Origin of the sequence: Streptomyces sp. NPDC001933 (genome assembly GCF_042890955.1) — a bacterium.
Classification (GTDB): Bacteria; Actinomycetota; Actinomycetes; order Streptomycetales; family Streptomycetaceae; genus Streptomyces.
The window spans coordinates 168,709-185,283 of sequence record NZ_JBIASS010000018.1 but is presented as its reverse complement, the minus strand read 5'-3'; the positions used below and the strand labels follow the sequence as shown (position 1 = coordinate 185,283).

General features: G+C 65.0%; 3 protein-coding genes. 2 read left to right on the top strand and 1 reads right to left on the bottom strand.

The genetic code is table 11. The features are described 5' to 3' along the window. Positions 1-387: 387 nt before the first annotated feature. Positions 388-1,962 (top strand): type IV secretory system conjugative DNA transfer family protein, encoded by a 1,575-nt coding sequence (locus tag ACFYY7_RS34205; protein WP_388667724.1) that lies wholly within the window; start codon positions 388-390, stop codon positions 1,960-1,962. Beyond that, positions 1,955-2,527, top strand: coding sequence for a hypothetical protein (locus ACFYY7_RS34200; RefSeq protein WP_388667723.1), 573 nt, complete (start codon positions 1,955-1,957; stop codon positions 2,525-2,527). The genes ACFYY7_RS34205 and ACFYY7_RS34200 overlap by 8 nt, the downstream gene beginning before the upstream one ends. A gap of 1,256 nt (positions 2,528-3,783) precedes the next feature. Here ACFYY7_RS34200 and ACFYY7_RS34195 read toward each other — a convergent pair. After that, entirely contained in the window at positions 3,784-16,437 is a 12,654-nt protein-coding gene (locus ACFYY7_RS34195) for a hypothetical protein (protein WP_388667722.1), read from the bottom strand. Between the last annotated feature and the right edge of the window lie 138 nt (positions 16,438-16,575).

Here is a 16,575-nt window from a genome sequence, read left to right as displayed (position 1 = left end):
GCACTTCCTTGAGGTCGTGCTTCACATGCTCACTGGCTCTGCTCACTGTGCAGTTCGCCGGCTCGAACATCGTCGCGCACCGATCGGGTGCCTCCTCGCATCCGAGGGGGAAGCATGCCGAAGGTAGTTTCCCCTCATTCAGCGAGGGGCCTTCACCTGTACCGGGACGCGTGGTGGATCTTCCTCCTGGCCGCCTTCATGGCCTTGACGCTCTGGGTTTGGCTGGCAGGGGTACTGTCCGGGCTGATAGCTACGGGAGAACCCGCCTCGGTGTCTTGGTCCCAGGCCGCAGCCGCTCTATCGGAGTTGCTCGTGCACCCCGGCGCCCCTGCCGCGGCGTTCGGGCAGAAGTCCGGTGTCAGTGGACCTTTCCCCTTCTACGCTCTCATGCTGCTGCAGGCCGGTGTATCCGCCTGGGGTGCGCGGGTGGCTTGGAGCCGCTGGACACGCTGGCGCGACGAAGGCACCGATGGCCTGGCCACCAGGCAGCAACTCGAGGATGCCATGGGCGAGGCCAAGGCGCTCTCCCGCCTCCCGGCGCTGCGCCCCAGCGTCGCCAGAACCGCTGCGCCCTCGATCGTGACACCGCGTGTGCGGCTGGGAAAAAGCAAGTCGTCTCCGACGGTCACTGACGTCAAGGTCACAGAAGTCGCCGTATTCGCGGGAACTGCAACTCCCACCAATGTCGACCTCTACATTCCATTCGAAGAGACCGTTATTCTCATTGCCCCACCGCGCGAGGGAAAAACATCTCAGCTGATCATTCCCTGGATTCTCGACTTCCCGGGGCCCGTGCTCGCCACATCGTCCAAGGTCGACATTCTCTACGCCACCGCGAAATTTCGCGAAGCCCTCGGTCCCGTCATGGCACTTGACCCCACTGGCCTTTCCGGTTGGCCCGCCCAGCTGAAATGGTCCCTGTGTGACGGCTGCGAGGAGTTTTCAGTCGCGCGAAAGCGCGCCGAGACACTTGCCACTACCACCAAGAGTGACGAAGGCACCAAGAACGGTGGGTACTTCGTGATGAATGCCCAGATGCTGATCACGTGTTGGCTGCACGCCGCCGCCTTGGACAACCGTCCCACCCTGGACATCATGCGCTGGGCGACATCACCCAACGAACGTGACGCCGTCACCATCCTCGCCAAATACGGGCGTCACGAGCTTTCACGAGCCCTAGCGGCGCAGCACGCGGCCGCGCCGGAAGAACGGAGTGCCTCTTGGCGTACCGCCGAGCAATCGTTCCTCGCGCTGTATGACGCCAGTGTCGCAAAGATATTTGGCGGTTCCGCCAGCGATGACGATAACTTCAGCATCGAGAGCTGGCTGACAAAGGGGGGAACGGTCTTCCTCATAGGCGAGGAAGAGGAAGGCTCCTCCCTCGCACCTATCATGGCCGCCTTCTCCAGAGCGATCCTGGATACTGGAAAGCGCCTGGCGGCGCGTATGCCCAACGGCAGGCTAGACCCACCATTGGGAATCCTCGGCGACGAGATAGCAAATGTCGCTCCTCTTCCCCAGATCCCATCCCTCATGTCCGTATCCGGAAGCCAAAACATTTTCATGGTTGCTGTTCTTCAGAACCTGGCACAGGCACAGGAACGCTGGGGAGAAATAGGGGTCAGAAAAATGTTTGCGGCGGCGACTGTCAAGATTATTCTCGGCGGAATCAGCGATGAACAGGAACTCAAGACTTATTCGGCGCTCGCCGGGGAGTTCGAGGAGGACACCGAGAGCGTAAGCGACGATGGTGAACGCTCGTCCATCTCGGTTTCCACGCGGCGCCGTGCGGTTCTTGAACCGGGTGACATCCGCATGATCAAGGAGCGAGAGGGACTGGTCATCCATCGCCGCACTCCCGTCACCCGGGTCCGCTTCCAGCGAATCCATGAAGGAGTCCGTGCGAAGGATATCGCCGCAGCAACCAAGGAAGCTCTACGGAAGGTGAACTCCGGTGCCTGACCCGCTCGAGCCGCTGTTCAAGGCCCTCGAATCCATCAATGATGAGCTTTCCGGTCTCCATATCCGCATGGCCCGGACCGAGGATCAGTTGTCTCTCGGCGGTGGAGTCGGCGGCCCAGGAGGTGTCGACTCCAACGGTGATGGTCCGCCGGCCGGCACTCCCGTGATCTGGCGCAAGCTGGAGGAGCCCGAACGCTCCGAGACGTGGGCCGAGTTCACGTCTTGGGTGATCGATATTGCCGACCAGTTCGAGCTCACCGTTGACCAGTTGCCGCGTGATTGCTGGTGGCTTCATGGCAGTGTCGTCGAAGAGCTCACGGCCCTTTGGACATCCCATCGCTCAGCTTTTGAAGCGAAGGACGATTCCGGGGCCTCTGTGTACCTGTGGCACGATGCCTTCGCGCGCGCACTGGAGCGGATCTCACGGTCCTGGCTCGGAGAATGCACCAACGGATACCACCAACCCCGATCCCGCGAGCGGTGGGGCAGTGACGCCAAATTCCGCGCCGAGGTCACCGCTGCCGGCCCTCCCAGCAGCGGCAGCGTTGCAGCGCCCAAGGACTAGGCTCGCGCTTTCGCAGGGTGGCGCCTGCGCACTGATCAAAGAAGCGAAGGGTGTATGCGGGACGGCTGCACTTCTCCGGTACGGAGTCGTAGCGGTCCGGGTCGATGGCGACGGCCTGGGCCGCGCGATCGACCGGAGGCTCGTGGTTCGCCGCAGCCCCACCTAGTTCCGGCTTCGCGGCCTGGCGGTAGAGGGGGGTTGAGCTTGCACGACGCCATCAGGACAGAAGGGCGCAAGGACCACCTGTTTGCCGCCCTCTGACACGCTAACGGCCTGCCCCTCACGCTGCTCGGTGTCGGCGAGAAGACCAACGGGATCACCTGCTTCCAGCCACTGCTGGTGACCGTGCGTGCTCCGGCCGGAGCCGTAGTCACCACCGACCCCATACGCTCCCAGCGCGTGCACGCAGCGTGCCCTCTCTGCCGCGAAGCCAACTTGCACCGCGATCACCTACGACAACCAGAGGAGACTGGGCAGACGGCTCAAGTCCCCTTCCTGGAAAGACATGCCTCCGCAGGAACGGCCATGGACATCGGCCGCGGCCGCTCGCAGATCCTCAGGATCAAAGTCGCCCGGGTCCCCTGTTCCCCGGTGCCCCGCAGGGCACCCGGCTTCCCTCAGTGCTGGCGCGCCGGTGTTCCGTTCCGCCTCGCGGCCGCGTCTACCGAATTCCCGTAAAGGAGGGGTTCGGGAGAACAGCGTAGTGATTCACTTCACGAGTGACGGCCGGTGAATTCTTGGCGACATTGTTCACCCGCTTGCACAAATAGCGAGCGGTACGCTGCATACGAAGCCTTTCAAGTCGACTCCGTTGTTCTGCATCTAGCGGTGACTCGATTGTCATGTGAAGTTCCCTGGGGGTGAGGGTAGTTTGCCGGAGATAGTGCCGAATCTGCTGCCGGCTTTCGGCTTGCAGGCTGTGGGTAGCGCCACCGCGGGGTGATCTGACGGTACCTGCGCGGCCTACTGGTACGCGAAGGCGTGGACGTTGGCAGTCGATCGTTGACGCATCTGACTCAGGTTGATCACGTCCAGGAAGGAATTGCCTGCGGACCGTTCCACCGCTGGATGGGCAATAGCGCTGCTGGCCGCCACCAGCCGGAGGAGCCCCGGAAAGGACGGTCTCGTGCGAGCCGGGTAGTGGCGTCAAACGGTGTCGACGGCGTTCCGAGTGCCTTGTCCGGGCCGCTTCGTCCCAGGTTGGGGTGTTGGCCAGGAGCTGGGAAACTCATCCACCTCCTGGGTGGCGGATGAGCTCAAGCTCCGTAGGCTGGCCCGGTCGAGACCGGCTGCTCCGTCGCTGCGCGTTGAGCTTCGGTGATGTGCGGTTCGGCGTTCTTGGGGGCGGTGGCAGACGGGCGGGGGTTTCGGAGAGGACCCCTCAGGCGCTGCATGCGGATCGCGGCCTCGGACAGTTCGCCGACCCTGTCGTGCAAGGCCCTCTCCAGAGGGTCTCCTTCCGGGCCAGCCGCCTCTGTGGCGGGCGCCTCGACGAGTGCTGGTGGCAGGATGCGGCCGGACGCCGGAGGTCTGCTCAATCGACGCTCGACGTCGCTGTCGCTTCTCACGTTCACCATACGGGGGGCACGCCCGGTCAACGGGCCCACGATGCCCGAGGCTTCAAGCAGCTGCAGCGTGTGATTGGCGAGGTCATAGGGCATCTGGTGGTCGAACGCGGCTTGAACGGTCACGGGTGAAGCACTGCCTTGCCGTGCGACAGACAGGGCAGCTGTACGCAGAACATTGCGTGTGATGAGGCCGGGGGGGTAGTCGCGTTCGGCGGGATTGCCGGCGAGCCGAGCTTGGTAGGCATGAGCAGCGCGGGTGTAGAGGTCTGCGCGGGGATCGTTCTCATCCTTCTTGCGTAGCTGTTCAGCGCGTGCGTGCAGGGAGCTGATCAGGTCGCTGTACGCCTTGGCTATGTTCGGTAGGGGCGGAGCTCCCGCCACCAGGTGACTCTCCGTAGGGATCAGGTCGCCGGGTGCGGGACCGTACTTTTCCTCGTGGTGAACGAACCACTGAGCGCGGTTGAGGAGCCAGTCTCTCTGTAGGGCGGCGCGCATGTCGCTGGTGAGGGACCCTTTGGCCATGAGCTCTTCGAGGGAGCGTTGGTTGTGGCTGAGGTCCTGCAGGCGGCGATCACGGTGGGGGGTCGGGAGCTGGTCGGCCGGGGCGGGTGTTCCGGGACGCGGGGCTCCAAGCTGGTGAGCTATGAACCGCTCGATGCTCCGGCTGATCAGGTCAGGGAGGTGGAGTCGGGTGGCTAGAGTGCTCAAGAATTCGCTGGTGCGGACGATGATGCGGAGCGCGCGGCTCATCAGTGGGCGTTTGTTGGCGTTGTGGAGACGGAGAATCTTGGGCAGTGTGCTCTCGATCTGGCTGACGATGTCGTTGAGGCTGGAGTAGAGGCCGGGCGGAAGCGCGTCCTGGTGCGGTGCGAACGATTCAAGACTGAGTCGCAGGGCGGCTTCTTGTGCGCTGAGTTCTTCCTCGTCGACGGGCCCGGATTCCGCGGAGCTCGGTGGTTCGGGTGTGGTCGGCGTGGGAGCGGCAGTGGGGTCCTGCTGAACGAGCGTCTTCTGGGGGGTTGTCGTGACGGGCGCATGCTGTGCGGTGTTCGGTGGTTCAGGTGTGGCTGGTGCAGTCTGTTGACTGGGCGTTTCTTGGGAGGTCGCGGCGGCCTCTGTGTCCTCGTCCAGGCTGAGGACTGCCGCTTGCAGCTCCTGGAACGTCTCTTCGAGGGCTGTCACCTGGATCGGATCGGCGTCCTTGGCCGGGACTGTGCTGGTTGGGGGGCTTGGTTGGTAGGTCCATCCTTGGGAGCCGAGCCGGATCCACCGGTGCCCGTCTTCCGCGAGGCGGATGAGGGCCTCGGCGGGGCGCTGTCGGGCGAAGAGCGCGACGGCCTCCTGTGCGCGCGCTAGTTCCTGCTCGGTTGGTTCCGGGTCGGCGTGCAGCTCGGCATAGGAGTGGAGGAGTTCGAGGAGTTCGGTTTTGGTGATACTGGTGTCGAGTTGGTCGTCGGGCAGAATTCGGTCCAGTTCGTTGAACCAGGGTGGGGAGAGTACGGCTGTGGTGCTCGTCGAGGTGAATGCCTGCCATTCGAGTGTTGCCAGGAGCCGTGAGCCGATCATTCGGGTGAGGTCGCTGTGGGGCAGGCGCACGGGATGGTCTGGTGGGGTTCCGAACCAGATGACCAGTGCAGGCTGGTCGGTGTCCAGCGCTTCGGCACTTGTGGCCATGGGAATCGTGCGGAGTGTTCCGTAGGGCCTGGGCTGGTCGGCGTCTGCTCGGCGGGCCAGGCGGTGGGCGTCCAGCAGGGCGTTGAGTTCTTGGCTCAGCCGCGACGACGCGACGACACGGTGGGATGTCTGGTATGGGTTCCGTCCTTCTGACTCCAGGGTGAGTTCGAAGGTGTCCAGGGGCCCGTCGACCGCGTCAGGCCGGGGCTGTTCTGTGGCTGCTTGCTCGGTTCCGTCCGGGGTGCGGGTTGTTTGTGCTGACGCGGTCGGTTCCCCTGGCGCTTGCTGTCCCGGGAGGTCGAGTGTTGGGGCCTCTGCTGTAGGGCTGGTCGCGGCTGATGGTTGCGCGCTTCCCTTGATGAGATGCGGCCACCATGCCTGTCGGCGCTCGCGCTCTTCCGTATCGGTGAGGCCGAGGCGCGCATTCAAGTCACGGCCGGTTGCTTGTGCCATGCCATGGATGGCGGCTGTGGCGGCGGCGAAGTGCGCTACCGGTTCTTGTGTGTCTTTGGCGAAGAAGTGCCCGTCCCAGCCGAGCACTTGGTGCAAGGCGTGACGGACTCCCCCGGCTCCAATCTTCGCTGCCGCAGCCTGGTCCATCGTGGTGCCGATGATCTGCGCGAGGGTTCTGGTCAGTTCGCGGACCAGCCCCTCCTCCGCGGTTCGGAGCTGGTGCTGGGCTGCTGCCGCCGTCGGCGCCGTCTCCAGCAAGGCACTGTCCGGGCCGGGTGTGGTCAGTATTTCGGTGAGCGCTTCGTCGAGCCTTGTATGAGCGACCGGGAGGAATTCCTGAATGGTGATGCGCATCTGGCCTGCTGCATCGCCGATGAGCTGTTGCTTCTCTTCGCGGCGGCTGTTGGCTGCGACGTGCTCACGGACGTAGTCGGCGTTGGCGTCGAATTGGGCGAGCGGATGGAGCTCGGACCAGTAGCTCGCGGCCGTGCGGGCTTCCGATTCGCTACTGAGGTCGAGCTCGAGGGCCCGGACCGCGTCGTCGGCGACATTGGGAAGGGCAGCATGCTGGTCTGCGGCCACTCGCGCAAGGCGGGTCAGGCTGCGCTGGAAGTAGGTGTCGGGGATTCGGTCGGCATAGCTTCGACTGTCACTCGTCTCGGAACCGACGGTCGTGGAGGGCTGTGATTGCTCATCTGGTGTCGGTGGCGGGGTCATGTGATCTCCAGGTAGCGGGGATTCCGGGGCGATGCGTGTCACTTCGTCGGCGGCAAGTTCTTCTGCGCGCTGGCGCACCGCCTCGCGCCAGTGATCGTCAGCCGTCCTCTCGCTCGGTCCGATGAGGATCCTGGCGAGTGTGTCCTTCAGCGGTACATTCCAGGGTTCCTGGGCGACGCGTCGGGCGTGGGTGAGAGCTAGGGTTTCAAGCTCGGCGCGGGAGGGCTCGCGTTCCCGCGCGGCCTCCAGGTATTCCCACAGCCGGTCGGCGACAATCTCTGCCGCGGCCGCGCTTCTGATGTTCTTGTCTTCAACTGTCGGGTCCCAGTTGAGGAGAAGGTCGGCGTCGATGACGGCGTCCAGGAGTGGTTGCCGGTTCCCTTCTATTTGACGAAGTACTTCACGCGGTCCCTGGTCGGAGTTTTCGTGGATATCGCCGAAGTCGTTGGCTCCTGTCGGTTTGACGACGAGGACGCCGCCTGGCAGTGAGGAGACGAGGTGCCAGTTCCGAAGGAGCGCCTTTTCAGCAGCTCTGTTCTTGTCATTGTTGAGGAGCCAGATCAGGGGCCGGCCTGGCGTGCAGAAGTCCCTGAGTACCTTGGCGTGCTCGGCTGTCAGTGATGTCCCGCAGGTTCCCACTGATGCCGGCAGGGGCTGATCAGCGGCCTGGTGCGCGGCGTCAACGGCCATGAGTTCGAAGGGGCCCTCGCCGAGGTAGATGGGCCCCTGGGTCGTCCTTAGACGTTCCATCCCCAGAAGGACCTTGCTCTTTTGGTAGAGCCTGGGCCCGTCCGGGGACGCGGTCGCCGTGTTCACATATTTGTAGTCCTTGGGGTCGCCGAGTGTCCGGCCGGTGAATCCGATCACGCGCCCGTCAAGGTCACGAACGGGCCACATGAGGCGATGCCAGAATGCGTTATTGAGGCGATCGGTCTCTTCGTGGAGTCGAAGCAGCCCTGTGCGGAGGAGTTCCTGATCCGTGTAGCCACGTTCTCGGAGCTTGTCTGCGACAGTGGCGTGGCGGCTTCGGCGCGCGTGTCCGACTTTCCACCGGCTGACCAGTTCGCCTCGGACATCGTGACTACGCTTGCGGGTGAGGTAATTGGCTGCGGACTTTGCCTCCTGCGTCGACGACTTGAGTTCGGCGGCAAATAGCTCAGCGGCTTCCTCCAGGAGTCGGTAGAGGCGATCGTTGTCTGCGCCGGCCGCGGTGGCTGGTGTGGAGACTGCGGGGTCGTTCAGTGTGGCCTGGCCCTGTTGTTGCGTCACGCGGACATCCACGCCGTAACGCGCAAGCTCTGGGTCGCTGGCCCTCGTGACGTGGTCATTGACGCCGGCGCGGATCAGGCGCGCTATTTCGCTGTCGAGGTCGTCGTCTCCCGTCGTGGCATGTGTGATCACGAGGTGGTGGCTGTCTTGATGAGTCCCGACGAGGTCAGGGGCCAGGCCCGTGCCCTCCACCGCGGCCTGGGCGAGGCGAAGAAGCCGTTCGCTCACCGAGCCGGGTATGCGAGCTGCCCCCTGGGGCGCTCTGGGCTGCGAGGCGCCCGGCGAAGGTGTGCTGGGAGTGGGGTGTGTGGGTGCCTCGGGCTGGGGAACGGTCGGACCGGATGTCTTGGGTGCGGCTGCGGCGGCGGACTCATTGATGCCCGGTGCCGGCCGGCTGGGTGTGTCCTCGGGCGTGGTGGCCGTCATAGGGGCTTGAGTCTCCTTACGGGTGTCATGAGTGCGCTGGCGGGAAGGCTGGGGTGCTACAGCGTCGCCGGGTTCGGTTTGCGTAGGACCGTGGCCCGGTCCAGGGTGGGATACCTCTCCCTGGGGGAGCACACCATTGCCGTTCTGGCTGATCTGGAGGGTGCTCGGGGCGAGCGCGCGCAGACTTGTGAGTACCGGCTCCTGTGCGCTTGCCCACTGCCGGGCCGTCTGCAGCAGGGCATCGGGGCTGAGGTCCGTCAGGTCGGCCTGGTCAAGGCAAGCGAAGCACTGGTCCTCGCCGCCCTCGCTGAGGCCGAGGTAGAGCACCCGTTTCTCCGGCGGAACCTTCGTGGCCGCCTGTGGGGCTGCTTCGCGGAGCAGGTAGATGGGCTGGCCGTCCAGGTGCCCGTACAAAGACGCCCCCTGAGGCGGCGCCTCGGCGGCGAGCGCGGCATTCAGATCCTGGTGCAGTTGTCGGGCCGCGTCCTCGGGTGCATGGTGAACGCGCCCGTCGTCCAGTTGCAGCACCGGCGCGGGGGCCGCCTCTGACGGGGTGAGGGCGGGTGGCGATGGACGTTCTGCCGCGTGAGCAGACGCAGGTTCCGGGGCGATCGTGGCGGGGGTTTCGTTGTCGGAGCGCGAGGTCTTGTTGGAGGTGTCTCCCGCCTTCTCAGTTCGTACGAGTTCTTCGCCGCGGGCGGTGAGGTAGGGCAACAAGGGCCTTGTACCGTGTGGAGTGCTGACGAGCGTGTCTGCCGGAATCTGTGCGTCCCGCGCCTCTTCCCACTGGATTCGCGCTTGATCTGCGGTGGTCGCTGCGGCTGCTTGGTCGGCCAGTCGTTGGGCGTGTGCCTGTAGCGGGCCTGTCTGTGAGTCCCGGTCGGTGGGTGTCTGCGGCGCGGGCGGTTTCCCTTCCGGCGCGGTGTTGACGGGGCTGCTGGGCTTCCCGTCGGGTTCGTCGGTTGCTGGGGGCTTCGCGCTGTCCCTTATGGCGGGAGGGGGCGAAGCTTGGCGTTCGCGAGGCTCGGGGCCGTCTGGGTCGGCGGGGGCCGGCGGAGCAGTGGGCTTTGGGGGCGTGGGGTTGGCAGGGGCGTCGCCGCCGATGCCGTCTGGGGCTGCGGAGGTCTGTTCCCTCGTTGTCCCATCGTCAACCGCTGGGGCGAGCGTAGTAGCGGCGGAGGTTGGAGGCGTGCGGGGATCGGGAGCAGGATCTGGCTCACGGGCGGTGTCCGCAGTGGGTCGGGCGGGGGGCCTTTCTGATGGCATTGCAGACCCGTCGCCTGAGTCGGTCGTGTGAGCAGCCCGCTCCGGAAGGGCCCGAGTCCCGTTGTCGCTAGTGCGCTCGGCAGCTTGCGCAGCTGTTTGAGAGATGGGCGAAGGGGGGTTTGGGCTCCAGTCCTCCTCCTGTGCGGCAGCGTGTTTGCGCAGGCGGATGATTGTGCTGGGGGGTTCGATGGCGAGTTGGTCTACGAGTGTGAGCCGGCGTTGATCGGGGGTGAGCAGGCGCAGGTGGGAGAGGTGAAGGGCCTCGTGGTCATCACGGTCTGTGATCTGGCCGCGGATTCGCGAACCGGACAGCAGCGGCGAGGGAAGGTTGAGGTGGGAGGCGATGTCGGGGTCGAGGTCGGCGGCATTGAACTCGATCCAGCCGTCCTGCACGGCCCACGCGGCCTGGTGGTCGGCGTAGATGGTCCCAGCAGCGTCGGTGAGGGGTTGGGCGACATCGCTGGGGATGAGGGCGTTGCGGGCGAGCTGGACGCTTTCACCGTCGTCAAGGGTCAGGGAGACAAGACCGTTGGATGCAAGGTGGTGATCACGGATGGCGAAGAGTTCCTCGGCATCGTTGACTTCAAGCAGGATGCCGTCGCCGACGGTGAGCTGGTCGGCCCATTGCTTTCCGGCTGGGGGTTCGGGCCGGTCTTGGGCGGCCTCGAAGAGCATATAGAACTTGGAGACCTCGGAATCGGTTCGGTCATGGGCGCGGTCGAAGGCGGCGCGCTCGGCGAGTAGCGCCAGGTAGAGAGTGCCGCCTTCGGGATCACGCCAGGTCGCAGAGGCAGTCGCGAACTCGGGTGAGGCAAAGTCCATGCCTCCGTGCTCGGTGGGCGTGAATCGGGCCAGAAGGTGCTCGGCAAATCCGCGGGCCTGGTCTGCGTCTGTGAGTCTCCCGAGAGGCAGTGGGTGATCGTTCACGCCAAGTGCTTGGTCGGCATGGACCGTCGTCGCCGTCGTGGCGGGGAGCAGCTCCCAGCCGGCATAGCCGTGGTGCATGGCGAATTGCCCGTCGGCCACCAGTTCCAGGGTGCCGAAGTCCGGTACGTGAGCGAACTGTGGGCCGTGCTGGTAGAGCTCGGCAAGGAGCCGAGTGGTGATGGGTCGGCCGTCGTCAGGGCCGGTGACGGCCGGATGGGTTTCGGGGTGTCTGATGAGTACGGCTCCGGAGTCCTCGTGGAAGGCCGTCTTGTCGGCTCCACGCGGGTCACGGTAGGTGAACTCAAGGCCGCTCCTTGCCTTGCGGCCTCGTCCTCGGGTGGCGAGTCTGATGGCGGTGATGGCGTACAGATGGGTGCGAGTTGTGCCCCGCGAGCGGCGTTCGATACCGAGCAGGTCTCCGTGCATGACGGCTCGAACGGGAATCTCGGCATACAGGGCGCCGGTGGCTTCGGCGCGGTCTAGAGCCTCCCAGCGGGCCACTTCTGAGGCATCTTCGACACCTGGGTAGCGCGGTCGTTCGGGAAGCGAGATGAGGGCGGGGTGGATGACTGCACGGGATCCGTCCCGGTACCGCACCGCTTGCCAGTTGCCCGTACCCCAAGGCGCGGCGGCAGCTCCTTCGGAGGTGGCCTCGGTGTCCGCGCCTTCCTCTGTGGGTGCGTGGACGTGGAGAGGCGTGCCGTCGGGGTACAGAAGGCGGGCGGGACGCAGTTCCGTATCGGCGAACTGGCCGCGGATCACGGCGGGCGCCGCTGTTGCGGGGTCCGAGGACGGGTCCGCGCCCCACGTGTTCTGTGGGGGGAAGTGATGCGGTGTACTCGGTTCTTCTTGTGGAGTGGGAACGCCACGGTCCTGAGTGGTGGCAGCGTCGAGGGCCTCGGGCTTGGCCGTGCGCGATGGGTCAACTGTTGCCCGGGTGTTGCCGGTCAGCTCAGGTTGCGGGGCTTGCTCGGCGGTGAAGGTGAGCAATGGCACATCATCGGCCGCGGTTGTCCAGGGATCAGTCGCCGGCGCCTGGTCAGTTCCCTTCTGTGGCAGGTCGTACTGCCCGGGGGCCGGCATGTCGGCGTGGTGGTCCTGCTGGTCTTGCTCGGTTCGGGGGGTGGCCTCTGTGTGCCCGAGGATAGGCACATCGTCGAGCGGTGTCGTCCACCCTGTGTTATCGGGCAGGGTTGGGCTCTTGCCGTCCTGCTCCTCCCCACCAGCCCTATCAGGAACAACGTCGGATGCCTTGGGTACCGCTTCCTGGTCCTCGGGATGTCTCGTCTCGCCGATGTCAGACGAGGGTGCTACACGTACCGTCGGAGGTTCCTCGTCCGGCGAAGGGATCTGTTCTTCGGCCCCTTGACGCGGTGCAGATGTTGGGGTCTGCAGTGGAGGCTCGAACTCGTTTTCAGGCTTGGGTGGTTCGGGAACTTCGTCTCGCAGCCTGAGAAGGACTTCTTCCAGCGTACGTCCGCTCGCATCCCGGAAGAGCCTTGCCCTTAGGTCCGCCCATGGGTCCGACCAGGGGAAGAGGGAGCCGGCGGCATCGGTTATGTCGGCCATAGCTTCGGCAAGGCACTCTGCGTGGGCTCGGGACTTCGCCCACGTCCCTTCGCCGAAGCCGAGAAGCCGGTGGGGGGCTCGGACCTGCCAGTTTCCAGGCCTGACCTGGACGACGGCCAGCCGCCCGTCAGCGGCTGGGATCAGCACGTGCTCAGCGTCGGAGCGTCGGGCCATGGACCGGCAGAAGGCAGCTTGCTTGTCTTCGGCGGCCCGGTCTTGGCCTCTCGATCGGGCCTGAGCGTCCTTTAGGTGGTCGATCAGGTCCTCGGAGGTTGCAAACTGCTGGTCAAGGATGGGCGGGAGCCCTGTGGGAGCCGGAGCGGCGTTGGAGGTGTTTGCAGGACTTCGGTTCTGCTGAGCACGGGCCAGGGCGCGTCGGCGGTCGTCGACGCGCAGAAGGAGTCCCGCTATCGCCTCGCTCTGTGCATCAGGGGCAGCAGAAGCGCTCCAGGCATCAAGCTCGGCAAGTTCGTTGGTGATGTCCTTCATGTCCAGCTCGCGTATGGGTCCGCCGATCGGAGGTCTCGCGGGATACTCAGCGGGGGCTTTGAGTTCACTGTGCTGAGGTAGGTCGAATACCGTGCTGACCTGGCCGTCCCGTCGCCGGGCGATGACCTCTGTGTAGTTGCGGTGACGGCCGCTTTCCAGCTTGAAGACATAGGGCTTTACCACATCTACCGTGTGCCAGCTGTGCGGGTCGGTGATGAGGAGCACCTCATCTCCCTGGACGATGCGGGTCTCCCAGCGGTCGTGAAGGTCGCCGTACTTCAGTTTGATGAGTTGCTGGCGTAGTTCTTCGGGGACGTCGTGGCTCGGGTTCCTTGTGGTCGGGTCGGCGGTGAGGTAGGGCTCTGCTTGTTGGTCGGCGGAGGTTTCGATGGCGCGGACATCCTTCGCTGTGATGACCAGGTGCCGTCCGTCCGGTGCATCAGTTCGCCAGCTGCCGTCGAGTCGCTGGTGGCGCAGAGTGACGGTGCCGAAGGTGGCAGTGACATTGGTGTCGTCTGTCCTGTAGGGAGACTCGGGGTCGTGGATACGTACACGCTTCCCCTCTTCCATCAGTGCCTCGTCACCCGGCGCGATAGGCGTCCACTGCGGGGTGGGTGCCGCCTGGTGAAGATGGATGCGGTCAAAACGTTGGTCTGAGGGCTCCAGGGAGACTCTCGCGAGAACAGTTGTCTTCTGGTTCTTTTCGACCCTGCGTTTCAGAATTGCGCCAGCCACGTGAAATTCCTGCCGGGCCCTCAGTTTCGGCATTTCAACCTGGTGCCAGAAGTGGATCAGATTTCCATCTGCTGCGATGGCTACGGCTGGCTGTTCAGGGGCGACCTTCGACTTCTTTCCGGGCCGGCGGGTTATCAGCCGCTCTCCTCGGGTGTCGGCAGGGGTGCCCGGTTCCACAATGCGTGCATGGACTTCAATGCTTTCGCCTACCTTGCCGAGGTACTCACCGTGTGCCGGACGGGTGTAGCGGGTGTTCGCACCTTCGGGCGGGTTCATGCGGGTGGCAAGGTCAGTGCTCAGCCGGTGGGCTGCCTTGCGCGCCTCGCCCTCGGACCGGTCTCCGTGGAAGAAGCACTCGGTGACGCCGTTGTCTGCCCAGATCCACGGGATGCTGTGGTCCTGTGTGTCCACGACGAGCCAGGCTTGCTGCGCCTTGGCACGGACGGCTTGGTAGCGGTTGGAACCATCGCTGGCCAAGGGGCTGAGAGGCGTTGTTGTCGGTGCGAGGGACGTCGATGAGGCCGCCGTAGCAGCAGCTGGCTTGGACTGTGCGGAGGTCTGTACCTCGGCTGCCGGTCGTAGTGTTGTCCGGCCATCGTCAGCTTCGGCAGGTTCGGTGACAGGCGGCTCGCCGGGAAAGAGCGCAGTCTGCACGTCTCCCGTAACGGCGGCCGGAGAGCGGATGGACTTGCGGGAAGGGGTGTCCCTTTGATGCCTCTTCGACTGATCACCGCTGGGCCCGGCCGCCTTCGCGGCCTTCGCGGCTTCCCGTTCCGCACGTCTGGCCGCCTTCGCCGCCATTGCGGCTTCTCGTGCCTCACGCTGCTCCCGGATCTGCTGGGCCTCCGCCAAGAGCGCCGCCCGCACATCCGGTACGGGCAATCCCTTGTCGACCGCTGGAGCCACCAGATCCCACGTAAGTTCGTACGCCCGCTCCTGCCAGTCAGTCCACCATCTTTTTTTGCCCGATACCTCCCACGCCTCACGGGCTACGTGGTACGCCGCGAAGTCATACGAGTCACAGCCTGTGAGGCGGTAGGTGAGATGTCTGGCGCAGATCACCACGCGCCCTTCACCTTCCACCTCCACAAGGAACCGTGGTTCATGCCGCTTGCAACTGCCAAGGTGGTTGGGGCCGCCGGTCGCGCAGTCCTCTTTCATCCCCCAGTGGGACTTCAGGATGGTCAGCCGCTCGGTGGGGAGATGGTGGAACCCTTTCTGGGTAATGCAATGGATCGCGTAGTCCCATTTCATTCCGTCGCTGTAGCGGCGGGTTTCGTTTTCCGGGAGCCCTCCCCATGGGCCGATTATGTAGCCCCAGGGAAAGTCGCCGATGCGTCCTTCCCGCCCGTAGCGTGTGACCTTCCAGAAGCCCTCTTCGAGCTCTGTCACCTCGGCATCGAGGCTGAATGGCACGACGGCGTCGGGGTCGATGGGGTGTCGGGCCCAGCGGCCCTCTGCCAGTGCACGTGACTTACCGTCCCGGCGTATCCACGACAGGACGTAGTTCAGGTCGGGGTAGTGCTTACCGATCCAGCGGTAGAGAGTCCCTCCGGGGCTATCCGGAAGGTGCCCCACAACCCAGTGCGTATCGCCTTCGTTCTTCCCCCATGGCCTATTGCACAGCCGGTAGACGTGCCCCTGGGCGTTGGTGAACTGCCAGTCTTCCGGGCCTACTTGGACCGCTGTCTCTCCGTCCAACATCGCCCCTGGAAACGGGCGCACCTCGTCGCCGGCAAGTCTGATGCGGACCAGCTCCGACTCGTGGACCTGCTCCGAGCCCTTCTCGAGCCCGGATGCTGTGTCCTCCGACCAGGACACGGTCAGTTTCTGGCCCGGGCCCTTGGCCATGTGCGGCGTTCTTTCGGGATGCCAGTCCACTGAGGTCACTCTGACGAGACGGCCCTTCCACATCGCCCTGTCCTCGGCGGTCCAGTACAGCGGCGCCACTGCTGGTTGCGAACCGGTCAAGGATTCCGGCAGCGCCGTATGACTGGGAGGAGCCACGGCGCCGGCCAGGTTGCGTCCGTCGGCCGGGGCACTGCTCGGCCCAGGTGCGTTCAAGGGCGGATCGCTGTTGAGGTCCAGTTGGCTGGGCGCTGTCCCGGATGCGATTGCGGTGTGCTCGTCCGTGTCGTGCCCGTCCTTGGTCGCTTGTTCGCGTGCCCAGTTGATGACCTGGTCCCAACCCGGGAGTTCTTTGACAGCGCCAGATTGACCGGTGACGCTGAGGAGGTGCCGTCCGGCCTTCTCGGCGTCGTTCATTTCGACCACGAAGCCGGCATCACCGGTGATGAGGTCCCACAGGGGGCCTGAGCTGTGAACGCCCTGCCGGTCCTTGCCCCGCTGCGCCTTGGTGATGTGTTCGCCCTCGCGCAGCTGCGGGGTGAGGGCGTGGAGTTGCGCCTCGTAGGCGAGCAGAGCTTCCGCTTCCGCATGAGGGACCTGATCACTCGGCTTGGCGCGGGAGTCGGTCGGTCTGTGGGTGGTGAGTGGCCCCGTGACGTCGGGCGCGTCCGCTTTCCCGGGCAGCAGAGGGGCACCAGGCGGTCGCTCGATACCGTTGACCTGGTGGGGCAGGTGATCTGAAGTTCGCGCAGGCAGCGAAGGGAGGGGGTCTCCGCGGGAGGCCGGGGCGGTACGGCTTGGCTCTCCTTCGTCAGGAGAGTCATCCTTCTCATCTTTTGCAGGATCCTCAGCGGCGGCGAGGGGGGAGGGGGAAGTTCCGAGGACCGGGAGGTCATCGAGCGGCGTCTGCCAGCCTTCAACTGCGGGGGCAAGCGTGGGATCGGTGAGCTCGACTGGTTCGTCAGTCATGGTGTCCTCCTCGGCTTCTCACCGATCTGCTCAGCTCCGGCCCAAGCCCCGGGGCGTTGTGTGACGCGGTTGCACGCGGGGGTAGTGAGGCCCCAGACGCGCGAGCGTAAGGATCGCTGGCACGGTGCCGCAGCAATA

Coding starts and splice junctions, on each gene's coding strand:
- ACFYY7_RS34195 (WP_388667722.1), bottom strand. CDS start 16,437: ATGACTGACGAACCAGTCGAGCTCACCGATCCCACGCTTGCCCCCGCA.
- ACFYY7_RS34205 (WP_388667724.1), top strand. CDS start 388: ATGCTGCTGCAGGCCGGTGTATCCGCCTGGGGTGCGCGGGTGGCTTGG.